This is a genomic window from Wenzhouxiangella limi (assembly GCF_010499265.1).
Taxonomy (GTDB): Bacteria; Pseudomonadota; Gammaproteobacteria; order Xanthomonadales; family Wenzhouxiangellaceae; genus Wenzhouxiangella; species Wenzhouxiangella limi.
In genome coordinates this window covers 476696-502348 of sequence record NZ_JAAGSC010000041.1, presented here as the reverse complement: position 1 = coordinate 502348, position 25653 = coordinate 476696, and the positions used below count along the sequence as shown (strand labels likewise).

19 protein-coding genes and 1 pseudogene are annotated in these 25653 nt (G+C 59.1%); 2 read left to right on the top strand and 18 right to left on the bottom strand.

What is annotated here, in order from left to right:
• Window positions 1-177: 177 nt before the first annotated feature.
• Entirely contained in the window at window positions 178-4314 is a 4137-nt protein-coding gene (locus G3I74_RS10940) for a diguanylate cyclase (RefSeq protein WP_239056834.1), read from the bottom strand.
• 99 nt (window positions 4315-4413) lie between these two features.
• Window positions 4414-5148: pseudogene (locus G3I74_RS16345) on the bottom strand (serine/threonine protein kinase); the annotation flags it as partial.
• Here G3I74_RS16345 and G3I74_RS10935 point away from each other — a divergent pair.
• Window positions 5089-5382, top strand: coding sequence for a hypothetical protein (locus G3I74_RS10935; RefSeq protein ID WP_164211614.1), 294 nt, complete (start codon window positions 5089-5091; stop codon window positions 5380-5382). The pseudogene G3I74_RS16345 and the gene G3I74_RS10935 overlap by 60 nt on opposite strands.
• 31 nt (window positions 5383-5413) lie before the next feature.
• Here G3I74_RS10935 and G3I74_RS10930 read toward each other — a convergent pair whose 3' ends face one another.
• The 4 genes from G3I74_RS10930 to G3I74_RS10915 all read right to left on the bottom strand — a co-directional run bounded on the left by G3I74_RS10930 (window position 5414) and on the right by G3I74_RS10915 (window position 9332).
• A complete protein-coding gene (locus G3I74_RS10930; RefSeq protein ID WP_164211613.1) occupies window positions 5414-6532 on the bottom strand; it encodes a GGDEF domain-containing protein in 1119 nt (372 codons plus the stop codon).
• Between the two features lie 341 nt (window positions 6533-6873).
• Window positions 6874-7320: an RrF2 family transcriptional regulator gene (locus G3I74_RS10925; protein WP_164211612.1), complete on the bottom strand. Its 447-nt coding sequence runs from the start codon at window positions 7318-7320 to the stop codon at window positions 6874-6876.
• A gap of 69 nt (window positions 7321-7389) precedes the next feature.
• Window positions 7390-7956 (bottom strand): NapC/NirT family cytochrome c, encoded by a 567-nt coding sequence (locus G3I74_RS10920; protein ID WP_164211611.1) that lies wholly within the window; start codon window positions 7954-7956, stop codon window positions 7390-7392.
• Window positions 7957-8033: 77 nt separating this feature from the next.
• Window positions 8034-9332, bottom strand: coding sequence for an ammonia-forming cytochrome c nitrite reductase subunit c552 (locus G3I74_RS10915; RefSeq protein ID WP_164211610.1), 1299 nt, complete (start codon window positions 9330-9332; stop codon window positions 8034-8036).
• Window positions 9333-9529: 197 nt separating this feature from the next.
• Between G3I74_RS10915 and G3I74_RS16225 the strand changes: the two genes are divergently transcribed.
• Entirely contained in the window at window positions 9530-10243 is a 714-nt protein-coding gene (locus G3I74_RS16225; RefSeq protein ID WP_203594675.1) for a TPR domain-containing protein, read from the top strand.
• 16 nt (window positions 10244-10259) lie between these two features.
• On the opposite strand, the gene G3I74_RS10905 is transcribed toward G3I74_RS16225, so the two are convergent.
• The 12 genes from G3I74_RS10905 to G3I74_RS10850 all read right to left on the bottom strand — a co-directional run bounded on the left by G3I74_RS10905 (window position 10260) and on the right by G3I74_RS10850 (window position 25641).
• The gene (locus tag G3I74_RS10905; RefSeq protein WP_164211608.1) at window positions 10260-10610 is read right to left on the bottom strand and encodes a hypothetical protein; all 351 of its coding nucleotides are present in this window, start codon (window positions 10608-10610) and stop codon (window positions 10260-10262) included.
• A 55-nt stretch (window positions 10611-10665) separates the two neighbouring features.
• Window positions 10666-12303, bottom strand: coding sequence for a methyl-accepting chemotaxis protein (locus G3I74_RS10900; RefSeq protein WP_164211607.1), 1638 nt, complete (start codon window positions 12301-12303; stop codon window positions 10666-10668).
• Window positions 12304-12350: 47 nt separating this feature from the next.
• The gene (locus G3I74_RS10895; protein WP_164211606.1) at window positions 12351-14150 is read right to left on the bottom strand and encodes an EAL domain-containing protein; all 1800 of its coding nucleotides are present in this window, start codon (window positions 14148-14150) and stop codon (window positions 12351-12353) included.
• Window positions 14151-14248: 98 nt separating this feature from the next.
• On the bottom strand, window positions 14249-16153 hold the full coding sequence (locus G3I74_RS15965; protein ID WP_239056832.1) for a methyl-accepting chemotaxis protein: 1905 nt from the start codon (window positions 16151-16153) through the stop codon (window positions 14249-14251).
• 6 nt (window positions 16154-16159) lie between these two features.
• On the bottom strand, window positions 16160-16378 hold the full coding sequence (locus G3I74_RS10885) for a hypothetical protein (RefSeq protein WP_164211605.1): 219 nt from the start codon (window positions 16376-16378) through the stop codon (window positions 16160-16162).
• A gap of 31 nt (window positions 16379-16409) precedes the next feature.
• Window positions 16410-17582, bottom strand: coding sequence for an NnrS family protein (locus G3I74_RS10880; RefSeq protein WP_164211604.1), 1173 nt, complete (start codon window positions 17580-17582; stop codon window positions 16410-16412).
• Window positions 17579-18016, bottom strand: coding sequence for a hypothetical protein (locus G3I74_RS10875; protein ID WP_164211603.1), 438 nt, complete (start codon window positions 18014-18016; stop codon window positions 17579-17581). The genes G3I74_RS10880 and G3I74_RS10875 overlap by 4 nt, the downstream gene beginning before the upstream one ends.
• Window positions 18017-18835 (bottom strand): peptidylprolyl isomerase, encoded by an 819-nt coding sequence (locus G3I74_RS10870; protein ID WP_164211602.1) that lies wholly within the window; start codon window positions 18833-18835, stop codon window positions 18017-18019. It lies immediately after the preceding gene.
• Between the two features lie 60 nt (window positions 18836-18895).
• Complete coding sequence (gene narI, locus G3I74_RS10865; protein WP_164211601.1) at window positions 18896-19585, bottom strand: respiratory nitrate reductase subunit gamma; 690 nt, start codon at window positions 19583-19585, stop codon at window positions 18896-18898.
• 3 nt (window positions 19586-19588) lie between these two features.
• Window positions 19589-20296: a nitrate reductase molybdenum cofactor assembly chaperone gene (gene narJ / locus G3I74_RS10860; protein ID WP_164211600.1), complete on the bottom strand. Its 708-nt coding sequence runs from the start codon at window positions 20294-20296 to the stop codon at window positions 19589-19591.
• Window positions 20293-21891: a nitrate reductase subunit beta gene (gene narH / locus G3I74_RS10855; protein ID WP_164211599.1), complete on the bottom strand. Its 1599-nt coding sequence runs from the start codon at window positions 21889-21891 to the stop codon at window positions 20293-20295. Before narH ends, narJ begins: the two co-directional genes overlap by 4 nt.
• Complete coding sequence (locus tag G3I74_RS10850) at window positions 21892-25641, bottom strand: nitrate reductase subunit alpha (protein ID WP_164211598.1); 3750 nt, start codon at window positions 25639-25641, stop codon at window positions 21892-21894. It abuts the gene before it with no gap.
• Between the last annotated feature and the right edge of the window lie 12 nt (window positions 25642-25653).

The window sequence follows — 25653 nt, the reverse complement described above, 5'->3', positions numbered from 1 at the left end:
ATCGCCGAAGGCGTAGAAACCGAGGCGCAGCGTGATTTTCTCGCTCTCAACCACTGTCACGTGTATCAGGGATACTTGTTCAGCCGGCCGGTGCCACTGGATGAGTTCCAGGACTACTGCGCAGCGTCCTTCAGACAATAGGCGTGGTCGCATTTGTGCCGCAGCCGCTCACGCCCATCAATCCGTGAGGCAGTCTGACTCACGGCACAACTCCACCCGGTTTCGGCCACCTTGTTTGGCCCGGTATAACGCGACGTCGGCTGCATGCACCAAGCGCTGCTCGCCGGCCGTGCCGGTGCCGGCTTTTTGCACCGCAACCCCGATGCTCGCCGTCAGGCCGCCGGATCCGGATAGTTCAATGGCCTTGATCCCGGCGCGGAGTTGCTCAGCTAACCAGACAACCTCACGGACGTCGGCGTCGGCGACCAAAATCGCAAACTCCTCACCACCAAAGCGCGTCGGCGTTTCATTAGCGCGGCGACAGCCGTCCCGCAGCACGGCGCCAACGGCTCGCAACGCAACATCGCCGGCCTGATGTCCATAGCGATCGTTAAAAGTCTTGAAGTGGTCAATATCTAGCAGCAGCAAACCCACCGCGCGACTGCGTCGGGCAGCTCGTCGCCACTCCACCTCAAGGACTTCGTTGAACTGACGACGGTTACCGATCCCGGTCAGGGCGTCGGTACGACTGAGTGCATCCAACTGCTCGTTGGCATAGGCAAGTGCCTGAGTGCGCTCGCTGACCAGCTCCTCGAGATGCTCGCGGACCTTCAGGCCCTCGAACTCCGAGGCAAGCTGCGAGGCTAGCAGGGACAGCAATTCCAGGCGCGTCGAACCGAAGGCCGAACGGCGATGACCCTCCTCGAGTACCAGGACCGCCTCCAGCTGATTCTGGACCCGGATCGGAAGCACCAGCAGCGAGCATCGTCCTCGCCGCTGATACCTTGGGTCGCTCATGAATCGAGGATCGGTTGCGGCATCTTCGCTTACCAGAAAGTCCGTCGCTCCCTCAGCCATTTTTAGAATGTTCGAAGGCACTTCGGCGGCCTCAATCGCTTTTTCCAGCGGCTGTCTGGGAACATTGGCCGCTTCATCCATACCGCCTTCCAACCACCAGCCCCCGGCAGACCCGCGCGCGATTAGCCGAGCCTGGCTCGCGCCCGCCAGCGGCGCGACCACCTTCAGGGAGCGTGACACCAACTCTTCACGGGTGCGCGCCCCACTGATGGACCGAACAGCTCTCAGCAGAGCGACATGGTCGATATTGCGTTTCTCCCCGCTGCTTTGAGAAGCCTCCAGATGAGCAATATGGGGGGACTGCCGATCAAGCGCTGCGACCCGGCCGACCGCACCCCATCTTTGCCATGCCAGCCTGGCGCGCAACAGCTGGGCATCGGCAACACGATCGAGCCCTTGGCGCCTTTGGAACTCGGACGCACGCTCTAAAATCAGCGCAAGCTGCCAAGGCCGATGGTTGGAGGCAGCAAGCGCAGAGGCTTGCTCGAAGGCGATCGATGCCCCCCAGAAATCGCCCTCCAGCTCGCGGCACTCGGCGCCTACCAGCTGTGCGAGGTGACCCAGGTTGGCCTCACTTTTTACCGCGCGTTCCTTGAGCCAGTGTTCGTCGCTTTCCAGCTGGGCTCTGGCCTTTTCGGCAACGGTGATGTCCTCGCACCCACGGCGCAGACTCTCGACGCTGGCCAGGGCCGAGACCAGACGAACAAGCGCCGCGGGCCAAAAGCCTGTGATGTACGGGGCATGCTCGCGGGCTGCTGCCGCCTGGTTGATCAAGGTGTCGGTGTCAGCAAACAGCAGCGCCGTCACAGCTCGGTAAGTGTGATAGAAACTGCGCGCCATCGGGTTCGCCGAAACCTCGGCCACGTGCGCACTCTCGCTAAAGCCGGGGCCGTCAAAGCTGCCCGGCCCGTCGGTTTCGCCCCTAAGTGCCAGCAGCGTCCGACGGAAATTGACGTAAGCCTGCTGAGCATGCAGGTTGCCGACCCGCCCCGCATACGACTCGGCTCGCGCGATCTCCGCTTCGACGTCATCGAGTCCATTGGCGGTATCAAAAACGGCCGCCTGGGTGGTATAAAAAGAGAAACAGGCAAAATCGGTTTCACCAGCGCGCGCAAGCTGATCAAAGGCCAGTCGGGCATGGTCGATGCTGCGCTCCAGCGGCCGTGACCAGTGACTGACAAACAGTCCCACCACATGGTGCGTCCGAGCACGTTCGGTTGGGGAGGTCTCCGAACGCTGACTACCGATTTGCAGGGCTTGCTGCGCAACTTCTATTCCCAGCGCCGGGTCATCGCGCAGGCCAATCGTTGTCAAGGTGACGCACGCTGCCGGAAAAAGATACTCATCCAGCAGACCGTGCTCGCGCCAGCGCTCGACGCTGACCACATGCAACCAGAATGCCACCTCGGGGCGCCAGAAAAACGCAACCGGGATCATTCGGTTGATCAACCAAGCGATGTGCCGCTCGGAGGCCTCAGCAGGGTCGGTCGGCAGGGTGAGATGGCCCTGTTCACTGTACACGGCCTCCAGAGCAGACAGGCGACGATCGACGTCCCCGATCGGATCGTCCAGCGGCACATCGATCCCGAGTGAGGCCAACAACTGGCACCCGAATCGAACCGCCTCTTCATAGCGGGTTTGGTCGGCCAACCCGGTAATGTAGAGCCGGGCGGCTGCCGCCAGTTCGCCAGCGCTTTGTGCATGTGCCTGGAGCACCGCGAAAATCTCTTCAGCACCACCGTGATCTGCCGCTCCGCTCAGGGCGGCGTGAAGCTGTTGGTTAAGACCAAAGGCCTCGTCATGGGCTGACTCCCAAGTGTCTTCGGGCATCAAGTCCACGGCCAGTCGAAGAAAACGGACCGCCGTCAGAAAAGCGCCCTTTTGCATCACCTCCGCGCCCGCCTCCCGAAGAAGTCGGGTCGCCGCACGCGCCTGCTTGTCGACAAGCTCGAGCGGAACAGCCATCACCAGCTGCCCGGCCGCCGCCACGACATCACGGCCCGGCGGCGGTGCGGCATCTATGCGGCGGGCCAACTCCAAGTGTCGGGCCCGGCGGTCAGCAGACTCCAGCAAACCCAACGCAGCCTCACGCATGCGATCGTGGGCGAAGCGTATCGTCTTGGACTCTCCGGCGGCTTTCTGCGGGAGCGTCTCCTCAATGCGCAGCACCCCTCGTCGCAACGCCGGTTCCAGCGCTCGATCAACCTCGATCTCTTCCACGTCGAGCAGATTGGCCATCTGCCTGAAGGTAAACGTCCCGCCCAGGCACGCCGCCGTGGTCAAGGCGCCCAGTGGGTCCTGCAAAGTGCTGAACTCTTCGATCAGCATTCCGACCAGGTCGTCAGTGAGGTGCTCGGCCGCTAGAGCCTCCGGTAATACCCGCCATTGACCCCGCTCGCGATCAGCAACCAAGGCGCCACGCTTGTGAAGGCCAAGCACCAGCTCGACGGCGTGAAAAGGGTTTCCAGCCGTGCGCTCAGCGAGGATCTGAACGAGTTCGTTGTCTGGCTTTATTTCATCAAGCAGCATGGATGACGCCAGATCGGCCAGCATCGAGGTATCCAGCGGCTGCAGCAGTAGCTCGCGCGGGGGCCGGTGGGTCGCCCGAAGACGAGAAAGCAGCATGGCCAGAGGGTGGTCTGGGCCGACTTCGACGTCCCGGTAGGCACCGATGAGCAGCAATCCATCGACATCGGGCGCCCCGAGCAGCTGCTCCAAAAGTTCTACGGAAAAATGATCTGCCCACTGCAGATCATCAAGCACGAACACCAGCGGCGCATCACGATGCGCAACCGCCGCCAGCAGGTCGACCAACGCCGAACGCAGCCGGGCGCGGCGCTCGAGCTGGTCGTCAACCAGCATCGCATCGGGCCCATCAAACAATCCGCGCAGATCCGGAAATGCATCGGTGACGAACTGTGCATCCTGGCCCACGGCCTCCGTCAGACGACGTCGCCAGCCCCCGGCCTGGCCTGCCGAATCGTCGAGCAGCTGCCGAGAAAGCTCTCGCAAGCCGCTGGCCGGCGCCGATAACGGTTGATCGCGCAGCAGCTCCTCGAACTTCCCGAAAACAAAGCGACCTCCGCTGCCGAGCACTTCCGAGCGCAGCTCAGAAATCAGTGCGGTCTTGCCAATGCCGGGGGGACCGGCGACGAACATTGCATGGCACCCGCCTCGCCGTGTATCGCCGAGCGCTTCGCGCAACTCGGCCAGCTCGCGGGCACGACCGACCAGCCGGCGAGGTGCCGTGGGTCGCGGCGCCAAATCGACACGCCCAAGCTGCATGTCCTCGAGCATTGAGCCTTCAGCGATGGCGGTTTGCAAGACCTCCAAATCGTGGGCCAATCCAGCCGCGCTGCGGTAACGTCGATCCGGGTCCGGATCAAGCAGACGCCTCAGAATCCGGATCAGCGGCTCAGGAAACTCGTCTCCCATCTGCTCGAGTGCTGCAGGCAGTTGGGTACGCTTGGCGTGGCGCAGGGCGACCGGGTCGTCCTCGTCAAAGGGAACCGCACCGGTGGCCAGGTACACCAAGGTCGCGCCCAGTCCGTAAAGATCGGCCCGATGATCGACATCGCCGCGCGCCCCTGCTTCGAACTCCGGTGCCCGAAAGCCCGCAGCTCCCAGGTGAGGCGTTGCGCGTGAGGCAGCGATATGGTCGAGATTCAACAGAGGCAGAGGCGTGGCACAGGAATAATCGATCAGTTCAACGCCGAGATCGTGGGAACGAACCACGACATTGCCCGGATGAAGATCAAGATGGGCGATACCCCGGTCATGAATCTCGGCGAGTGTTCCGGCCAGGCGCTTTGCAACATCCACCAACTGCGAAACCTCGAGTCGCCCAGCCAGCCCGGCGCGCGCCAGATCGCAGCCCCCGAAATCTTCCATGACCACTTCATTTGAGCCGCCCTCAAGCAAGGCCGGTACACCATAAATGCCGGCCAATTGACGCAGGACGCCGCGCTCCCGATCGATCGCTGCCCGCGCCGCAAGTGGGTCGTGTCCGAAACGCGCACGTTTCACAACCACCGGCTGATTGGTTGGGCTCCAAGTCCCCCGCAGCACCTCATGCAAAGCGCAGCCCTCAAGCAGCACCCCGTCGATGAGATCGGTTGTTTGGGGGCTCATGCGATGCCAGAACCGGGCGGCTCAGGAACAAAAGTGCTAGAAATCAGCAAAATAGCGAGGCAAACCGAAAAAATCATTATTGATGAGCGGAATGGTCTTCAACCGCCAGGCACCGAACGACTGAATGCAAAGTCTTCCATCGAACCAGTGCCAGTAAAACCCGGTATTTTATACCAGACTTCTAGAGCTGCCGCTCAAAACAGCAAAAAATTCCCCGCGTATTCATTGATATGAGGCTCGCTTTAGCGCAATTCGGCCCCACTTTTCACACAGGCGATTCCTGGCTGGCTCGGACGCAGTTTCTGCCCGCGTCCTTGGCCAGGTAGACGCTGTCGTCGGCCGCCTTGATGAGTTCGTCAAGGACCCTCATCGGAGCGGTGCGTACTGCCACTCCAACGCTGATGCTGTTTTTCCAGAATCCAGAGCCCGTAGGCACGCTCATTTTTGCCACCCGATCCAGCAATGACCTGCCGACCTGCATCGCGCCGTCAAAATCAGTCGCCGGACACAGAACCAGAAACTCATCCCCGCCGAGACGAAAAATCAGATCGTCCGAACGCAGCGAGTGCTGAAGTTCTCTCGCCAGCTCCATCAATACCGTGTCTCCGGCATCGTGACCGTAGGTATCGTTGACGATCTTGAAGTTATCGGCATCAATCATCAAAGCCGCGAGCGATTGCCCGGTTTGGTCGGACTCTTCCCATAACGTCGCCAACAACATCATGGCGTGGCGGCGGTTGGACAGGCCGGTCAGCACGTCCGTCAAAGAAAGGGCTTTAAGCTCGTCGTTGGCCTGTGATAGCGCCTGGGTACGTTCTGCCACGCGTTCTTCCAGCGAATGATTAAGCTCGACCAACTCACGGTTGCGTGCGGAAAGCTGCTGAAGCAGCTGGTTCAATGCCGCGAGCAGAGGTTCTATAGCGGCCTCTTTTTCACGCTCATGGCGGTCAAACGCCTCGGCAGGCTCGGCACCAGACCGCACCGCTTCGATTTGTCGTGCCATATCCTGATCCTGGCCCAGAATGTGGTAAGCCAGCCAATGGACCAGATAATCCAGGATACCAGCGCCAGAGCGCTCCGCTGGGCCCGAATCAGTAGATTGGAGTGTGTCGACATCCTTGAGAAAGCGTCGATGACTCGACACATGCCGGTCGATATGCCGCTCATCGATGCCGGTTTCCCTCATCAAGCGTTCTTCGTCTTGGAAGTGAAACTGGGCGTAGCTGACCAATTCTCCGAACAGGCTTTGCAAATCAGCCCGGCTGACGCCGTTGTCGCCCAAAGAGCGACCGAGCTGATTGATCAGATCCACCAAGTGCCGATGCTGTCCATCGACAGAGGGCAGATCGGTCATGTAATCCTGGTTCCATTGAAAAGTAATCATAACGGGGACGCCTAAGGAGAATAGGCATTTTAGGCCCATCTGAAGCAGCCGGGGTGGTCCTGCTTCATTCTGTAAGAATACCAACAGGCTCAAATGCTGAGACTCTTACGGAATGGATCGTACGACACAAGAAAGGCAGGTCGGCCGGGTGGAAAAATTCGTCAAATTGTATCGTACGATACAATTTCTGCCGAGGCTTCGGCATGCTTTCGGACATGTAGTCCTAGCTTGCGCGGCCTGGTTGAGCTGCTGACGGTCCCCATCTGCCCCACGTCGCCGCTTCCGGATCGACTCGCTATGAAGGTAGTGGAGAAAGAGTATTCAGTTGCGGCTTGAGGATTTCAATCCTGAGACAGGCCAAGCAAGGCGCAAACAGCGTCACGTCGCTCCGTGTCCTCAAGCAAAGCGGCCAATGTGTAACGGTCAAACACGGCAAAAACCGCCTCCTGCGCCTGTTGACAAATTTCGCGCAATCTACATGCCGGCGTAATTACGCATTGATTGCCCGGACGCATGCATTCAACAAAGTGAAAATCCGGCTCGAGTAGACGAATGACGGTGCCGAGCAAGATTCGATCCGGCGGGCTCCCCAGCCAGACCCCACCGCCGCGCCCGCGGCGGGCCGTCAAGACGCCGGCGGCGGTCAATTGCAGCGCTACTTTGTTCAGGTGGGCCCGGGAAATATCGTAGGCATCGGCAACTTCACGGACGCTGGCCGATTGGTCCGGAGCTGAAGCTAGATAAATCAGCAATCGCAGACCATAGTCGGTGTATTGGGTTAGTCGCATATCTCACTACGCTCTTTAGCAGGGAAGATCCCCGCTAATTCTATGCGACCCCGGCCAAGCTCGTTCGTATCAGGCCTCCGGATAGGGATGGGCCACGCCCTTGTGGCAGTCGATGCAGGTTTCGCGTTCGGCTTCGTCGCGGTTTTTGTTCATGGTGTGCATGCCAACCGCCATGCGGCTCATGTTTTCCGGCGGCGGATCGTCATAGACGCGGGCATGGCAGGCCTGGCAGGTCGAGGAGTCGATCGAGCGCAGGTAATCGTGGGTCAGCTCCGCCCACTCAAGCCGGTGCTCCTCGAGGTGTTCCTGGGTGTTGAATCCCGGCGTGGTGACAAATCGCCATAAGTCCGGAGAGACAGCGATCTTTTTTTGCAGATAGGCGAACGGTTCGCGCGGGAGGTGGCAATCGCGACAGTTCACCACAATTCCGGATTCGTTGTCGCCGTGAGCGGAGGCCAGCACCTCGTCTTGCAAAGAATGATTGCTATGACAGGTCATGCAGAATTCGTCGGTGCTGGTCGCATGCAGCGTGGTCTGGCCCGCATAAAAGGCGACCGCACCGAAAACGGCACCGCCGATGACCAGCGTAAAAATGGACAGCTTGGCGCTGGGTTTGAAGATTTTTCGCCAATTCATAAGTACATGGCATTCCGAAAAATGAAGAGTCGTGCGCCGCCACCCGGCAGGGATGGCGGCGCTCATTGTTCGCGTTCTTAGACGCTGTCGAGAACGTCCATGCCCTCATTGATCAGGGCCTCGGCCTTGTCGAGCACGCGGTGAGCCTCACCCCAGTTGTGGAAACCGTTGCTGTTTTCAACCCAGATGAAGTCCCAGTAGAACTGCGCCTCGCGGTGAATCTGCTGCAGCCGGGTCAAGGTGACCTCATCCAGGGTTTCGCCGGAGCGGGCTTCGGCCACAGCCTCGATGAACTCGGCCAGCTCGCGTCCGATCCGGTTCTGCTTTTCGTAGACGCGTCCCTGCACGCCTTCGGCGCGCGCGATCACGCCACCGCTGCCCCAGTTGCTGTGGCAGCCCATACAGGTGCTCTCCACGTGCGTCAGCGGGCTGGTCCAGTGGTGCTCGGTGTATTCCTCGCCGTCGCTGTCGGTGGCCTTGGGCATGTGGCAGTCGGTGCACTGCAGGCCCAGCATGGAGTGAACGTTGACTTCCTGACCCTCGTGGTAGAGCTCGTATTCCGGGTGCTGGATCTTGGCCACCAGCGCGCCGGTCTGCGGATGCACCCACTCGTCTGAGCGCTGGGCCGCGTCGTAGTGCTCGAGCTGGGCCTCGACGGTCAGGCCGGTGGTCCACGGCAGCTCGACCTTGCGGGTCTCGGCGTTGAAGTGGTAATTGGTATGGCACTGGGCGCAGACTAGGTCCGTGCGGCCTTCGGGCTCGATGTTGGCGAAGGTGCCGTGGGCCATGCCCTCGTCGAGCCAGTCACGCGCGTGGCGCACGGTGGCATCTTCAGCGGCGTGGCAGTCCAGACAGCCAATGGTGTTGGAACCGACGACCTTGGAAAAGGGCATGGAGTACCAGTCGTCACCGTGGACCGCGTCGAGCTTGCTGACGTCGGTGGTCTTGCAGCCGATGCAGGTGGCCGGGCGCTTTTCCCAGTCCGGCAGGCGCTCGGTGTCGACCACGTCGGTCAGCGCATAGTAGTGGCCGCGCGAGCGGTAGTAGCCCTTGGAGAACGGGAAACCGTCGTAGTTGACCTTCAGGAACGGATACATCTCCAGATAGTTGATCTTCTCGATGTCCATGTCTTCGGCCGCGGCCTTGCCGCCGCCACCGTAGGTCGTTTCCTGCATTTCCGAAGTCCGCATCCAGCCCTCGTACTGGGCCGGAAAATAGCGTTTCCAGTTCTCGGTGACCGTGGCCTCGTCCAGGCTGTCGAAGCCTTCAAAATCGGATTTCTCGCCGTTGGACGGGCTGCTGGAGAGCGCTCCCATGGTCGCCAGCAACAGTCCCGCGCCCACCAGCACGGCTACAAACCAGGTTTCCTTTCGCATCGTTCCTTTCCTCACTCGGATGTTCCGGACAGCCAGAAGCATATTAGTGAATGCGCATTTCTAATATGCATCTAGGATTCAAGAATATTCAACCGTCAATGGGATGTCAACGACTTATTGACCCGCTCAAGCACCCGTCAGTCTTGCGCAGGCGGCCCAGGCCTGGTTTTTCCGACAAGAGAAATCTGCAGAGACAAGTGGCATACTCGCTATTTTATATACGTCTTTTTGAAAAAGTGAGCTTCGATCTTTTTTACATACTGGCTTGTCTGGCCGTCCTTTTTGCACTGTTTTTCGCGCTGGGGCCAGATATTCGAGCCCGGCTTGGTCGAAAGAAACCGTCCAGTGGAACGCTACCGCTGCCCCTGCTCCTGGGGATATTGGTGCTCGTACCTCTTGTCACCACAATGCTGTACCTGCAGGTGGGTACTTATGGCGAAGCCGAGATCGATGATCCACGCGTCACCCAGCTGCGCGCACAAATGATCGAAATGGCCCGAGACCTGGAGCGGAATCCGGACCAGCCGGAACAGTGGCAGCGCCTGGGCTTGATCTACAAGGACCTGCGTCACTACGGCCCAGCCGAACACAGCCTGCGGCGAGCCCTTTACCTTAGGCCCGACAGTGCTTTCCTGCGTGTTGAACTAGCCGAAACCATTCATCTCCGCAGCGAGTTGCCAGAAATGCCCCCACAAGCCAGAGCGCTGCTGGAAGAGGCCATAGAATTACAACCCGACAACCTCAAGGCCCTTTGGTTACTCGGCACCAATGATTTCCTGACCGGCAACTATGAAAAGGCTCTCACCTGGTGGGAGCAGATGCTGCCCCACGTGCCTGAAGATTCCAGCATGCATCGCGCCGTGGAAAACGAGACAGAACGAGCCCGCGATCGAATTCGTCAACAACCCTGAGTCTGCGGCTCCCGGATCACCGATCCGATCCTCGTGAGCCCAGTCCGTAAAAGGACTGCAGACGGCGGTGCGCTAAAACAAATATCGAGCCCACCGTCAGCAGGATCACTGCAGACAAAATGACGGATAGACGCAGAAACGGCAAATCCATGGTCCAACGCATCGTCGCCATGGAGACCAGTGAATCAAGCCATACTAGGGCGGCTGCGAAAAGCGCAACCCTGATGAGATGCGCGGCCCATGGGCGGGGTACCGCCAACACACCCATGGAACCCAATGCCAGCAGCATCATCGGCCAATGACCATCGCGAAGAAAATGCGCCGCCAGCAGCAGAAAGGAAATAGCAGGAAGAACCAACCAACCCATCAGTGAGACGTTCCTGTAAATCTCAGACAGCGAAACCTCGGGGACACCCGATTGCCTAGAACCGCACAAACTGGGAATCTTCGTCCTCATCGCCAGAAGTCCGGGGCGCTTTGCTGGCCGCGGCCACTAATCTACCCGCAGCCGATCCAGAGGAGCCGCCCGACCGCATGGGCAGCCCGGCATTACTGCCGCCATCAATCTTGAAAAATGTCATGAGTTGCTGTAGCTGCTCGGCCTGAGCGCTCATTTCTTCCGAGGTCGAGGCTAACTCCTCGGACGAAGAGGCGCTTTGCTGGGTAATACTGTTTAACTGCTCCATCGCGCTGTTGATCTGGCCGGCACCTGAGGCTTGCTCCTGCGACGCGGCGCTGATCTCTTCAACCAAATCCGCGGTTTTTTGAATGGCTGGCACGATTTCATCGAGCAGACTCCCGGCTTGTTCAGCCAGGCTTACACTACCCGTGGCCACTTCGCCGATCTCCTGCGATGCTACCTGACTACGCTCTGCCAGCTTCCTCACCTCTGCGGCGACAACGGCAAAGCCTTTTCCGTGCTCTCCGGCCCGAGCAGCTTCAATCGCGGCGTTTAACGCCAGCAAATTGGTCTGATAGGCAATATCATCGATGATCTTGATCTTATCCGCGATGGATTTCATGGCATCAACGGTTTTGAGAACCGCTTCGCCACCTTTTTTCGCCTCTTCAGACGCCTTGCTCGACATAGTGTTGGTGACTTTCGCGTTTTCTGTATTCTGTTCAATCGACGCCGACATCTGCTCTACTGAAGCCGTCGTCTCTTCAACGCTTGCCGCCTGCTCGCTGGCGCCCTGGCTTAGATTCTGCGCTGTGGATGAAACCTCTTCTGAGGCCGATGCCAGTGCCTCGCTGGATCCGTTGACCTCTTTAACGATCTGACTCAACTTAGATACCATCTCCTTCATCGCTGCCAGCAACTGGCCGATTTCATCCTTGGACTCGATCTCCACCTTACGCGTGAAATCACCCTTGGACAGATCCTTGGCCAACTGGACTGCCACCCCCAAAGGCACAGTAATACCGCGGATAATCATCAAGCCGAGAGCGATCGATAGCAAGACGCCTATGGCTATCGCAGCGATCGCAAAATTCCGCAAGCTAGCATACGTAGACTGAGCCGCCTGGTACTCCTCTTCGGCCACTCTCACCTGGAGATCGATCAACGCATCAAGACCCGAACCGACCGGCTCATACAGCGGTCGGATTTTATCTGTGACAATTGTCTCTACTCGTACCAGGTCGCCCTCGCGCAGCGCTGCGACCGCAGGAACCAGGCCTTCTTGGACAAACCTCGTTCTATCAGTCTGAAACTGCTCGGCCAATCTTGCCTCCTCGGGCGTCAGCGTCGTCGCCATAAACCCATCCCACAGTTCTCCAATCGCCCGGATGTTATTGTCGACCAGATTCATTTGCTGACGAATGAAATCTGCATCCGGGCTGACTTGGGAAACCGCAACGGCGAGGCGGTTGCGCAGAAGACGGGCGCGAATGTCACCGAGATCTGCGATCGGTATCGCTCGATCTTCATAGACCGTCTGCAAACCTTGGACAGTTTCGCCCATTCCAAACAAGCCTACAGCACCGATGCCGACCAACAAGACGCTAAGAAAGCCGATCAAAATGCTCAGCTTGATTTTCACCGAAAGATTCTTGAACATGGCTCCACTCCTCTATATAAGATTTATCATTAAATTTATTTTGGCCCTTACATCCACTTCTTGGACCACTCAACAAAAGCGGTTGGACGGTCATACAGGTAACCCTGTAAAAGCAACTCTGGCAGGTCATCAAAAAATTCAGCCTGTGCGGCGCTCTCAATGCCTTCGGCCACGACTCGGAGCTTCAACTGCTTGGCGGCCGAGATCATGATGTTGACCAAGGCACAGTCGGCTGGATCATTGGGGAGACCACGCACAAACTCACGATCGATCTTCAACTCCGTCACCGGCAGGCGCTTGAGGTAGGCAAGCGAGGAATAGCCTGTCCCGAAATCATCGATGGAGATACCGACACCGAGATCGCGCAGGGCTCTCAGTCGCTGCATTGCCAGCTCTGGTGCGTCCATGAAGATGCGTTCAGTGACTTCCAAAATAAGACCGCTTGCATTTACATCGCGAGCATCGAGACGCCTTTTCACCGCCTCTACGAAGTCAGCTTGCTGAATCTGAACCGGGCTGATGTTTACACTGACCGTCAGTGCGGCCTCTTTGGCCTGAAGATAGCCCAGAATTTCCAGCGCCTGCTCCAACACCCAGTACCCAATCGGAACAATCTGCCCGCTATCCTCGGCCAGCGGAATGAAGCGCACCGGCGCAATGTCACCCAGGCCGGCATGGTGCCAGCGCAGCAGGATCTCAACGCCCGCCAGCTTCCCGCTTGGATCGACCTGCGACTGCAAGGCCACGTGGAGTTCTTCTTTGTCAAGCGCTCTGGCCAGGTGTTGCTCGAGGCGCAGCAATTGCTCAGCCTCGTGCGAGGACTCGGCGTCGAAGAAAGCCACCTGGCCGCCGCCTTGAGCCTTTGCCGAGTGCAAGGCCGTATCGGCCATCCTCATCAATCCACCGGGATCGCACTTCCCTTTGCCGTCGCACACCCCATCGCAAACGGCAAAACCAATGGATGACCCAACGACGCGCGTCCGGTCCACAAACGAGTAACCCTCGCGCAAGGCGCGCTGCACCCGCTGTATCCACTTGGTTTCGGCTGGGCTCATCAGGCGGGTATCAGAGCCAGTTGCCAGCGGGGGCAAAATCGCAAACTCATCAGGCCCGATGCGTGCAACCATTGAGTCTTCGGGAACCTGCTCGACGAGCCTGCGCGCAACCAGCTGCAACAGGCGATCGGCAGCCTCATGACCGTAGGTGAGATTAAAACCATGAAAACGGTCAATGTTGACCAGTGCCAGCGCTTGGTGCATCTGGCCCGGGCGGACCTGCCCCAGTCGTTGCTCGAGTTCTTTGATGAAAGAGTAGCGGTTGGCGAGACCGGTCAAGGCATCGAAGTACTCTAACGACTGCAAGCGTTGATCGAGCGCTTCACGCTCGGTAATGTCTTCTTTTACGGCAATAAATCGTATTGGCTGGTCCTGCGCGTCGAGCACCGGATTGATCAGAACCCGCTCGACGTATTCGCTGCCATCCTTGCGTCGGTTGACCAAACGCCCTTGCCAAGTTCGTCCAAGCTTGATCGTAGCCCATAGATCCGCGTATACCTCTTTGGGCGTTTGGCCAGACTGCATCACTCTGGGATTTTGCCCGATCAGCTCTTCACGGCTGTAGCCGGTGTTCTCGATGCAGGTACGGTTGGCGTATTCTATTTTTCCGTTACAGTCGGTGATGACGATACTGGCTGGACTCTGATCGACGGCGATTTTCAGTTTTCGCGCCTCAAAGACGGCGTGCTTTAAATCCTTGATGTCACTGAGACGGCGCCAATAAAAGAGAGCGAATAGCGCAATCATCAGCACAAACAAAGCCAGCCAGGTGCTTCCGGACAATTGAGTCACCGATTGACCTTGTTCCCAGGAAGCATGCTGAAAGGGCGGCTGAGGGCGCATTTGCTCACAGGGCTGCGGGGCTCATCGCTGGCGGCGCATTGCGTGCATCAAGAAGGCTTTCCTTGTCTGTGTTCAAGTTGGAAAAATGACATTAACTGCTGCAGCTGCATGGCCTGCCCACTCAATTCTTCAGAGGTCGCGGCCAATTCCTCGGAAGAAGACGCAGATTGCTGGGTAACTGAGTTGAGCTGGCTCATGGCGTCGCTGATCTGGCTTGCCCCGCTGGCCTGTTCGCCGGAAGCCGCCGTAATCTCCTGAACCAGTTGCGATGTCTTCTCGATTGCCGGCACCAGCCCTTCCAGCGCCTTGCCGGCCTGTTCTGCCGTCGCCACGCTGGTGGCAGCGACCGTGCCGATCTCGCTGGCGGCCAGCTGAGACCGCTCCGCAAGCTTGCGCACTTCGGCAGCGACAACGGCAAAGCCTTTGCCGTGCTCGCCGGCCCGTGCCGCCTCGATCGCCGCATTCAAAGCCAGCAGATTGGTTTGATAAGCGATCTCATCGATAATCTGGATCTTTTCGGCAATCGATCGCATGGCCTCCACGGTGTCGGCAACGGCCGTGCCGCCGGCGTTGGCTTCTTCGGCTGATCGCGAGGAAAGCTCATTGGTCACCCGGGCGTTCTCGCTGTTTTGGGCAATCGAGGCCGACATTTCCTCCATCGAAGCGCTCACCTGCTCCACGCTGGCCGACTGCTCGCTTGCGCCCTGGCTGAGGTTTTCTGATGTCGACGACACTTGTTGCGAGGCTGAGGCCAGCTCGTCGGCCGCCGCGTTGACCGAGCCGACGATCTCGGAAAGCTTGGCTACCATGGCCCGGACCGAGCCGAGCAGGCTTGCCTCATCGCTGCCCTGCACAGCCACCCGCACAGACAGGTCGCCGGCAGCGACCCGTGCGATCACAGCCTGGCCATAGCTTGGCTCTCCACCAAGCTGCCTGAACAAGATCCTGGATACGTAAAACGCTAGAAACAGCGTTGCGCCAATGACGATGACCGCCCGCAGCACAAAACCCCAAAGCTGCGCCTGGGCGGCCTGTCGAAGCGCATTGGCGCGCTGGGCCAGATCAGCCGCTAAAAGAGACTCCATTTCCCGCAAAAGCCCCATTTTCCGTGTCTGGGCCTGGAACCAGACCGTCGAATCAATCCCGAATCCTCCAGTCTCGAAGCGCTCGAAAGCCCGTTGGCGCAGGCGCTCGGCCTCGATTGCTTCGCTTCGCCCCATGAGTTCTTCGAAACGACCTATCTGCTCGCTACTTGCCAGACCCCGAAAGACCTGGGCAAACGTCTCCTGGCCGGCCACGATGCCTGCAAGGCGGGCAAACAGTTGGCCGCTGAACTGATCGGCAGCAAAGACGTTGCTCAGCACCGCTCGCTCTACACCGGCCAGATCCTTCAGATAGACCATGTTCGTGTAGGCACCTGACATTCGCGCAATCTCGGGGTGCTCGCTAAGGGAGCCCAACAACTCCATCAGGCCAATAAACTCTTGAGTCAGACCGGTGTAGAACTCCAGTGATTCCGAGACCGGAATAGACAGACCATCGACCGCACCGCGATGTCTGGAGATATCTTGCATGCTGGCAAGCGCACCATCTAGCGCAGCCGCGATTTCCAAGCCCAGGCTATCAACATCGAAATCGTCTAAAAAGGCCTGAAGCGCAGCCCGCTGCTCGTCCACCACATCGCGCTGCGAGGCCAGCTCTCGCTCAAAACCCTCTCCATCAGAACCCAGAAACCCGGCAGACATTCCGCGTTCAATCTGAAGTTGGTGGACCACCTCGCTGACCTGAATGCTCAGCTCGACGGCCCGCTCGGTAGACGTCATCTCCGACCAGTTTTGCAATCGATTAAGGATTTGTTCGCCCGACAGATAAATTACAGCCAGTAACGGCAGGGCCAGCATCACGGCGAGCTTGCCGCGGAAACCCATATTGTTAAACTTCTGCATGAACATTTACCCTCAGTACTTTCCGGCCAGGAAATCTTGGCAGTGAGGGCAATTAAATCCCCCTGGACAGAGGGTGCGCCGTTCAGGCGCATTAGCCGTACGATGATTGATCGCGTTCGGGTGGTCAGTCTCGCTCTGGGTTGCCGCCGCGTCTTTTAGCAACATCGCGCCGACATGAAGACTTCTGGACTGCGCGAAAAATCGCGTCAGCAATGCGGTTTTGTGGTTCATTTCCGTTCCTCTTTGTTCATTGGGCTGACGTTTAGCCGGGGCGCCCATCAGCACGCGGCGACAGCAGAATTGAGCTGTAAAAACCAAGAAAAAGCGCGAAAGACCCAATCCAGGCGGCTGCAGAGATGAGCAGCCAACTCTCTGAATCACCAAGGCCGACGGCATAGACCATCCGTGCGACCGCGGCAAGCATCATCATCCAGTAAATGGAAGCGGCACCCGTGGGAAGCACCAGGGGCCTACCGGTATGCCCCAAACTCACCCGCGTCATCACGCCCAGCACCAACGTCCCCATGGCACCGACGCCCAGGGCATGGGTCCAAAGGCTTGGTGAAACCAGCGCGCTCGCCTGACCGGCCGATAACAGCAACAAACCCACGACCAGCCAGGCATATCCCAGGTGCAGCACCCAGATCAAGGGATCGCTGCGTCCTACCCAACCGGACCAGCCGACCAGCCGCCACCCATGCAGCAAGCCGGACAGGCTGCCCACGATCACGATCAACCACCCTGGAGAAGGAAGCGCCACCACGACAACCAACAGGCTAAGGGTCCAAAACGAGGACTGTTCCAACCATGGCCGAGAAAGCACGACGGTTTCATCGGCTTGCTGCCGCTTCAGCCAATTGCGGGTAAAAGCCGGTGTGATCCGGCCGCCGATGACGGTCAGCAGCAGGACAATCAGCATCAGCCCCATGCGGTGGCCGTCGACCGGAAGATCGATACCGAGGTAGCCCAAATGAGCGCTGAGCCCTGCAAGCCAGTAAGCGAAAATAATGCCAACAATTACCACGTTGCGTCGATTTCGTCGGTGCGCCACAACGAAGGCGACGTAGAGCGCCAAAGCGAGCAAAAATGCACTATCGATCAGCGCCAACACCCAAGCGGGAATCCAGGCCGAACTCCACATCGTGACACGGCCAGCCAGCCAAAGCGCCAACAGTGCCAACAAGGGTCGCCCGGACAACGGGGGATGTCCGGTCCAGTTGCAGATTGCTGTCAGTAAGAACCCTGCCACGATCGCCGGAACCAGCCCGAATACCATCTCATGACCATGCCAAACGATTGGAGTCATTGATCCGGCGACCGGCCAAGCTAGAAACCAAGTTCCAATCCACGCGCCCATCAAAACGATGGCATACACCGCGGCCAGCAGGAAAAAAGGCCGAAAGGCGTAGGACAGAACGGGTAGCTGGGGGTTCACGAAGGTGGGCCGATCAGCACCGGATTGGCGTGGCGATCAAAAAAGGCGTACCGGTCCATACCGCTGCCGGTGTGCACCGAGCGCGCCATATTTTTGAGTTGCTCGTCGGTCAGGTCCGGCGAAGGCGGTCCCGCCAGCGAGCCGGGCAACACGCCGACCATCAAGAAATGCCACTCCGACTGCACGACGCCCTCAACATCTGCAAGCAAGGCCGAACCGTCAGGAATGTCATCCAGGACGTGCGCCTTGACTGCAATGGGCTTGAGCAGGCCGGACTCGGCCGGTCCGGAGTCAGCCGCAGCATTTCGGTCAACCACCGGCTCTGCACGCAGCAAAAGCGTCAACAATCGCGCTGGCCCGGGTTCGGACCGAGCCATGGTGAGCAAGTCGTCGAGTGCGTTGCTGGACCCGATCGAGGTATCGACGGTATCCATCTACTGAACCAACGGCGAGTTTGCCGCCTCCAGATCAAATCCTTCGATCCGGTGCTCGCCGGCAACGACTTGGATGAACTGGCTGATCGCGCGCCGTCGCACGTGCTCGCGCAGATAATTGGCGATCTTGCTGCGGCACTGATCAAACGGCACCGGGTGACCTTCGGCACGCTGATGAACCATAACGACATGAAACCCAAAGCGCGTTTCAACCGGATAATCCGGGATTTCCCCGACCGGCAAGCGGGACAGGGCCTTTTCGAACTCCGGCGCGGTCTGCCCGCGCGCAATGATTCCGAGATGGCCGCCAACATCTTTCGAGGGGCAACTGGAAAAATCACCGGCCATGGAAACGAAGCGGTCGGGATGAGCTTGCAACTCCTGGGTTAAACCTAGGGCCTTCTTGCGAGCTTCAGCCCTGAGCTTTTCATCATCAGGCGGTGCCGGCACGAGTATGTGGGAAACTTCGTGTTCGTCGGCGGTGCGCATCTTGTCGCGATTGGCGTCGTAATAGCGCCGACAGTCCGATTCCTGCGGTTCCGGGACCTCGATATGTTCTTCGAGTAACTGGCGAATGCGCGACTCTTCGTCACTTTCTCCTTCCTGGCCGGATTCTGCGCAGACATTCTGGCGATCACATTCAGCCAGAAGGAGTTCTCGAATCACCAGGGCGCGCGCAGCCCGTCGACGCGCTTCCCCGAGGTCCGGCGCGGGATGATACTGCACCTCTCGCGCAATATCCTCGATGGTGATTTCCCGCTCATCAACGCGGATTGGTGGCGGGGTAACCACTGTTTCATGGCTGGCTTGCATATTCATATCATCGGCTTCCAAATATCAGACTGAATTTCGCTTTGAAGCGGTTCGGTCTAGGCAAAGCTACTGCTGGCGAACCACCTGATACCGGCGCCGCGTATACGCCCACGGCCAGCTCCAGATATGCACCAGGCGACTGAACGGGAAGGCGGTAAACATCACCAGACCCAGGAAGATATGCATCTTGTAGATCCAGTGCACGTTCGTAATGTATTCATGTCCTCCGGCCTGGAAGGTCACGATGCTCTGGGCCCAGTGCGCTAGCTGCTGCATCACGCCGCCGTCCAGGTGATGGATGGACGAAAACGTCGTGCTCATGCCGGTCATCAGCTGCAGCCAGATGAGGCAGATGATGAAGGTATCCATACCAGCACTGTTATTGCGTACGCGAGGAACAAACAGGCGCCGCCACAGCAGATAGGTCAGGCCAAAAAGGCACAAAAGACCCGCAGCGCCACCCGAAACGATGGCAAACAGCTGCTTGAAGCCTGGGTCGATGCCGAGGGTATCCTGGTAAAACCAGGTCGGTGTCAGCAGCCCGACTAAGTGCCCAAAGAACAAAAACAGGATGCCGATATGGAAGGCCAGGCTGGCCGGGCGAAACCAGCGAGAGTGCCCGGTCAGCATCTGGCTTGACATCGCCCGCCAGGTGTACTGGCCACGCTCGAAGCGGAGCAAGGATCCGACGAGGAAGACCGTGCCCGCGATATAGGGAAATACCCCGAAAATGAACTGATGGATGTAGTTGGCCATGATTTAACTCCGCGCGCGGCTCGTGCGCTGCTGTTGATTCAGATTTCGCTTGAGCGGCGCCGATGCAGCGCCGCAGTCGCTGGTTGGCTCGCTGTTGCCCATGAAACGAACCTGCTCTTCCTCCCAGATTTCGTCCATATTGACGATGGTCTGGTCCGGCCCTTCTTGCGAGGCAGCCTCGCGCAGATCTTCTGCGTTATCAGGACTTCCGACCAGCGCCTCCAGAGACTCGAAGAGGCTGGCGTAGCTGGAGTCACGCTCACGCAGGCGCGCGCCGAGCAACACAATGATCGGCATGGCATCGCCCAACAGCTCGAAGGTGTCCTCAGGCGGTCTCTCAGAAAGGTATTCCAGAACCAGGGGCAGATAGTCGGGTAACTCGCGCGCGTCGAGCTCAAGGCCGTTTTCCTGATAGAGGTTAATCAGATCAACCATGGCCTGACCACGATCCCGTGACTCACCATGAACGTGTTCGAAAAGATGCAGCGACAAGGCGCGGCCGCGGTCGAATAGCGAAACATATTCTTCCTGTACCGCGCCAAGTTCACGCTCGTCAAACTGATCAATAAAGTCCAGCAGACGTTCCCGAATCCCCGCATCCAGGCTGCTCTCGGCTTTTACGATCGAGCGCATCTCTTCAAGCGCGGGCAGCAGCTCGGCGCTCGGGTACACCATGAGTCGGGAAAGCACTTTCAGCGTCAACGGATTCATGACTTCCTCCAGGCTTCATGATCGTGCGCGGCCGGCTCCTTGCTGTTGCTGGCCTTCTCCACCCGGATCGGAAAGAACTTGCGCTGTGTGTTGGGTTTGCCGCCAAACACGTCAGCATCCGAGCCGCCGGTGTGATCACAGCCGCTGCCGAAGGTAAAACCGCACCCGGCTCGCTCGGAGTAGCCGTCGTAGATGGAATGGGCATACTCTCGCTTGTTGGTCGGGATCACGAAACGATCCTCGTAATCGGCGATGGCCATGTAGCGGTACATGTCTTCGACCATATCCAGATCCATGCCGACCCGCTCCAGAAGATCCAGTCGTTCTTCGCCGTCGACGTGGCGGGCCCGCATGAAGGCACGCATTGCCAGCATCCGCTCCAGCGCGGTGATGATGGGTTGCTCTTCCCCGGCCGTGAGCATGTTGGCCAGGTAGCGCACGGGTATGCGCAGGCTCTGGACATCCGGAATTTCACCATTGACACCGATATGGCCGGCCTCGGCGGCCGACTGAATCGGCGACAGCGGGGGTGCGTACCACACCATCGGCAGGGTCCGATACTCCGGGTGCAGCGGGAAAGCGACTTTCCAGTCGACGGCCATCTTGTAGACCGGTGATGCCTTGGCCGCTTCCAGCCAGTCGTCAGGGATCCCCTGTTTGCGCGCCTCGGCGACGATCTCCGGGTCGTGTGGATCAAGAAAGATGTCGAGCTGGGCCTGATAGAGATCCTGCTCGTTGGCTGCATTGGCAGCCTGCTCGATACGATCGGCGTCGTAAAGGAGCACGCCGAGGTAGCGGATCCGCCCGACGCAGGTTTCTGAACATACCGTCGGCTGGCCGATCTCGATGCGCGGATAGCAGAAGGTGCACTTCTCGGACTTGCCCGACTTCCAGTTGTAGTAGATCTTCTTGTACGGGCAGCCGGACACGCACATCCGCCAGCCACGACACTTTTCCTGGTCGATCAGGACGATGCCGTCTTCTTCGCGCTTGTAAATCGCACCGGAAGGACACGAGGCCACGCAGGTTGGGTTGAGGCAGTGTTCGCACAGCCTGGGCAGGTACATCATGAAGGTGTTTTCAAACTGCCCGTAGATCTCTTTCTGGATGCCTTTGAAGTTGTAGTCTTTAGACCGGTGTTCGAATTCCGTCCCGAGAATTTCTTCCCAGTTGGGACCCCAGACGATCTTCTTCATCCGCTCACCGGAAATCAGCGAACGCGGTCGGGCCGTCGGCATGGTCTTGGCGTCAGGTGCCGACTGCAGGTGATGATAGTCGTAGTCCCAGGGCTCGTAGTAATCGTCGATCGCCGGCATGTCCGGGTTGGCGAAGATGTTGGCGAGAATCCGCCAGCGGCTTCCGGCCTTGGGCACCAGGTTGCCTTTCTTGTCGCGGATCCAGCCGCCGTTGTAGCGGTCCTGGTTTTCCCACTCCTTGGGGTAACCGATCCCGGGCTTGGTTTCGACGTTGTTGAACCATGCGTAGTGGATTCCCTCGCGCGAGGTCCAGACGTTCTTGCAGGTCACCGAGCAAGTGTGGCAGCCGATGCACTTGTCCAGGTTCAGGACTTTGCCGATTTGCGCTCTGATCCTCATTTAGTTGATCTCCACTTCCATTGCATCTTCGACGGCCGAGCCATCCATCCAGTCCAGCTTGTTCATCTTGCGGACAACAATGAATTCCTCACGGTTGGCACCCACCGTGCCGTAGTAGTTGAAAAAGTAGCTTTGCTGGGCATAGCCGCCGATCATGTGGGTCGGCTTGACCACCACCCGCGTCACCGAGTTGTGGATCCCTCCTCGCATGCCGGTGATCTCGGATCCCGGGGTATTGATGATCTTCTCCTGAGCGTGGTACATCATCGACATGCCTTCCGGCACGCGTTGACTGACCACCGCGCGAGCGGTAATCGCACCGTTGATGTTGTAGACCTCGATCCAGTCGTTGTCCTTGATTTCTGCCTTGGCGGCATCGACCTCGGACATCCAGATGATCGGCCCACCCCGCGACAGGGTCAGCATCAGCAGGTTGTCGGTATAGGTGCTGTGGATACCCCACTTCTGGTGCGGGGTGATGAAGTTCAGCACGATCTCCGGGTTGCCGTTGTCGCGCTTGCCCTTGATCGGGTTGATGGTCTTGAGATCCACCGGCGGCTTGTAAACACACAATTGCTCGCCGAAAGCCCGCATCCACAGGTGGTCCTGGTAAAACTGCTGGCGGCCGGTCAGGGTGCGCCACGGGATCAGTTCGTTGATATTGGTCCAGCCGGCGTTGTAGCAGACCTTGTCGGACTCGATACCCGACCAGATTGGCGAGGTATAAATCTTGCGCGGCTGGGCGACCACGTCGCGGAAGCGAATCTTCTCTGATGCGTGTCCCGCTATCAGGTGGGAATGATCGCGTCCGGTGTTTTCCGACAGCGACTTCCAGGCCTTGACGGCAACCTTGCCGTTGGTTTCAGGTGCCAGCATCAGCAGGGTTTCGCAGGCATCAATCGCCGTTTCGATCTTGGGCCGTCCCTTGGCCACACCCTGTGTGCGCTGCCGGCCATTGAGATCACCCAGTGCTTCGACTTCTTCCTTGGTATCCCACTGCATGCCCTTGCCAAGGTTGCCCAGTTTGTCCATCAAGGGACCCAGCGAGGTGAACTTGGCGTAGGTGTCCGGGTAGTCCCGCTCGACCACGACGATGTTCGGCATGGTCTTGCCAGGGATCGCCTCGCACTCGCCTTTTTTCCAGTCCTTCACACCCAGTGCCTGCGACAACTCGGCCGGGGTGTCGTGCTGCAGCGGCAGCGTTACGACGTCTGTCTCCGTGCCGAGGTGACCGGAAGTCAGCCGCGAGAATTCGCGCGCGATGCCTTTGTAAATATCCCAATCCGAGCGTGATTCCCAGGCCGGATCCACCGCCGCGGTCAGCGGGTGGATGAACGGGTGCATGTCGGAGGTGTTGAGGTCATCTTTCTCGTACCAGGTCGCCGTTGGCAGGACGATGTCGGAGTACATGCAGGTCGTCGACATACGAAAGTCGAGCGTAACCAGCAGATCCAGCTTGCCGCGAGCGGCTTCGCGCCACTTAACCTCGTGCGGCTGCCGGTCAATTTCCTCGCCCAGGTCCTTGCCTTGTATGCCGTTTTCGGTGCCAAGCAGATAGCGCAAGAAATACTCGTGCCCTTTGGCTGAAGAACCCACCAGGTTCGATCGCCAGACAAACAGATTGCGGGGGAAGTTGGCCGGGTTGTCCGGGTCTTCGCAGGCAAAGCCCAGTTCACCGGACTTCAGCTGCTCGACCACGTACTCTTTCACGTCGCGGCCCTGATCCATCGCTTCGCGCGCCACCTTGAGCGGGTTGCGCGCAAGCTGCGGAGCCGACGGCAGCCAGCCCATGCGTTCAGCCCGCACGTTGAAATCGATCAGAGAGCCGGTGTAGTCGGCCGGATTGGCCAGCGGGGACAGAATCTCCTTGATTTCGAGCTGCTCGTAGCGCCACTGGCTGGTGTGGTTGTAGAAAAACGAGGTCGAGTTCATCTGCCGCGGCGGGCGATGCCAATCGAGGGCAAACGCCAGCGGGGTCCAGCCGGACTGCGGCCGCAGTTTCTCCTGACCCACGTAATGGGCCCAGCCCCCGCCGGATACACCAATACAGCCGCACATCATCAGCATCTTGATGACGCCGCGGTAGTTCATATCCATGTGGTACCAGTGGTTCATGGCCGCACCAATGACGATCATCGACTTGCCACCGGTCTTGTGCGCGTTTTCGGCAAACTGGCGGGCGACCGAGATGACCTTCTCGCGGTCAACCCCGGTAATCTGCTCTTGCCAGGCCGGGGTGTAGGGCACGTCGTCGTCGTAGGAGGCAGCGACGTTGGCCCCGCCGAGCCCCCGATCGATGCCGTAGTTGGCCACCATCAGATCGAAGACGGTCGCGACCCGAGCCTTCGAGCCGTCGGCCAGGGTCACGTGCTGGAGCGGCACGCGGCGAAGCTGGATGGGGTCATGCTCGGTCCGGCACCAGAAGTCGTTGCCGCCGCCGCCAAAATAAGGAAAGGCGACGTCCGTGACTTCATCGGGGCCGTCCATTTTGGTCAGCGCCAGGCGAACCTCGTTGCCGTCGGAGTCCTTTTCTTCCAGGTTCCAGCACTTGTGTTCTTCGCCCCAGCGAAAGCCGATGGAGCCGCGCGGCGCGACGATACGCCCGCTCTTTTCATCCAGGGCGAGCGTCTTCCATTCCGGATTGTTTTCCTGTTTCATGGCCCCGCTTAAGTCGGATGCACGCAAATAGCGGCCCGGCACCAGATTCCCGTTCTGCTCGTCGAGCAGGACCAGGCAAGGCAGGTCGGTGTAGCGGCGCACGTAGTCATCGAAATACTCGCTTTTGCCCTCGACGTGCCATTCCTTGAGGATGACGTGGCCCATCGCCATGGCCATGGCCGAATCGGTGCCCTGCTTGGGGTTGAGCCAGATATCGCCAAACTTGGAGGCCTCCGAGTAGTCGGGCGTGACGGTTACCGTTTTGGTACCGCGATAGCGGGCCTCGGTCATGAAGTGGGCGTCGGGGGTGCGCGTTTGCGGCACGTTCGAGCCCCACATCATCACGAAGGTCGAGTTGAACCAGTCGGCCGATTCGGGCACGTCGGTCTGCTCGCCCCAGGTCTGGGGACTGGCCGGCGGCAGATCGCAGTACCAGTCGTAGAAGCTCATGCAGGTCCCGCCGATCAGAGACAGGTAGCGCGTGCCGGCGGCGTAGGAGACCATGGACATGGCCGGAATGGGAGAGAAGCCGACGATGCGATCCGGACCGAACTCCTTGGCCGTGAATACGTTGGCTGCGGCAACGATTTCGTTGAGCTCTTCCCAGTTTGCGCGCACGAACCCACCCAGGCCGCGGCGGTGCTTGTAACTCTGGGCTTTTTCCGGGTCCTCAACGATAGACTGCCAGGCATCGACAGGGTCCGCGTGCTGCTGCCGGGCCTCGCGCCACAACTCGATCAGGCGACGCCGGATCATCGGATATTTCACCCGGTTGGCGCTGTAGAGATACCAGGAGTAACTGGCCCCGCGCGAGCAACCGCGCGGTTCGTGGTTGGGCAGTCCGGGGCGGGTGCGCGGATAGTCGGTCTGCTGGGTTTCCCAGGTCACCAGACCATTTTTGACGTAGACCTTCCACGAGCATGATCCCGTGCAGTTCACCCCGTGCGTGGAGCGCACCACCTTGTCGTGCTGCCAGCGCTGGCGATAGCCGTCTTCCCAGCGACGGGACTGGTTGGTCGTAATGCCATGACCTTCGGAGAATTCTTCTTTCTCACGCCGGAAAAAGGCCAGTTGATCAAGAAAATAGCTCATTTTTGCTTGCTC

Excerpts from the sequence above, each read along its gene's own strand:
- G3I74_RS10935 (WP_164211614.1), top strand. The coding sequence starts at position 5,089 with ATGCAAAGCGCAGCCCTCAAGCAGCACCCCGTCGATGAGATCGGTTGT.
- narH (WP_164211599.1), bottom strand. The coding sequence starts at position 21,891 with ATGAGGATCAGAGCGCAAATCGGCAAAGTCCTGAACCTGGACAAGTGC.
- G3I74_RS10875 (WP_164211603.1), bottom strand. The coding sequence starts at position 18,016 with ATGGATACCGTCGATACCTCGATCGGGTCCAGCAACGCACTCGACGAC.
- G3I74_RS10930 (WP_164211613.1), bottom strand. The coding sequence starts at position 6,532 with ATGATTACTTTTCAATGGAACCAGGATTACATGACCGATCTGCCCTCT.
- narJ (WP_164211600.1), bottom strand. The coding sequence starts at position 20,296 with ATGAATCCGTTGACGCTGAAAGTGCTTTCCCGACTCATGGTGTACCCG.
- G3I74_RS10850 (WP_164211598.1), bottom strand. The coding sequence starts at position 25,641 with ATGAGCTATTTTCTTGATCAACTGGCCTTTTTCCGGCGTGAGAAAGAA.
- G3I74_RS10915 (WP_164211610.1), bottom strand. The coding sequence starts at position 9,332 with ATGCGAAAGGAAACCTGGTTTGTAGCCGTGCTGGTGGGCGCGGGACTG.
- G3I74_RS10900 (WP_164211607.1), bottom strand. The coding sequence starts at position 12,303 with ATGTTCAAGAATCTTTCGGTGAAAATCAAGCTGAGCATTTTGATCGGC.
- G3I74_RS10940 (WP_239056834.1), bottom strand. The coding sequence starts at position 4,314 with ATGCTCGAGGACATGCAGCTTGGGCGTGTCGATTTGGCGCCGCGACCC.
- G3I74_RS15965 (WP_239056832.1), bottom strand. The coding sequence starts at position 16,153 with ATGTTCATGCAGAAGTTTAACAATATGGGTTTCCGCGGCAAGCTCGCC.
- G3I74_RS10905 (WP_164211608.1), bottom strand. The coding sequence starts at position 10,610 with ATGGGTTGGTTGGTTCTTCCTGCTATTTCCTTTCTGCTGCTGGCGGCG.
- G3I74_RS10885 (WP_164211605.1), bottom strand. The coding sequence starts at position 16,378 with ATGAACCACAAAACCGCATTGCTGACGCGATTTTTCGCGCAGTCCAGA.
- G3I74_RS10870 (WP_164211602.1), bottom strand. The coding sequence starts at position 18,835 with ATGAATATGCAAGCCAGCCATGAAACAGTGGTTACCCCGCCACCAATC.
- G3I74_RS10920 (WP_164211611.1), bottom strand. The coding sequence starts at position 7,956 with ATGAATTGGCGAAAAATCTTCAAACCCAGCGCCAAGCTGTCCATTTTT.
- G3I74_RS10925 (WP_164211612.1), bottom strand. The coding sequence starts at position 7,320 with ATGCGACTAACCCAATACACCGACTATGGTCTGCGATTGCTGATTTAT.
- narI (WP_164211601.1), bottom strand. The coding sequence starts at position 19,585 with ATGGCCAACTACATCCATCAGTTCATTTTCGGGGTATTTCCCTATATC.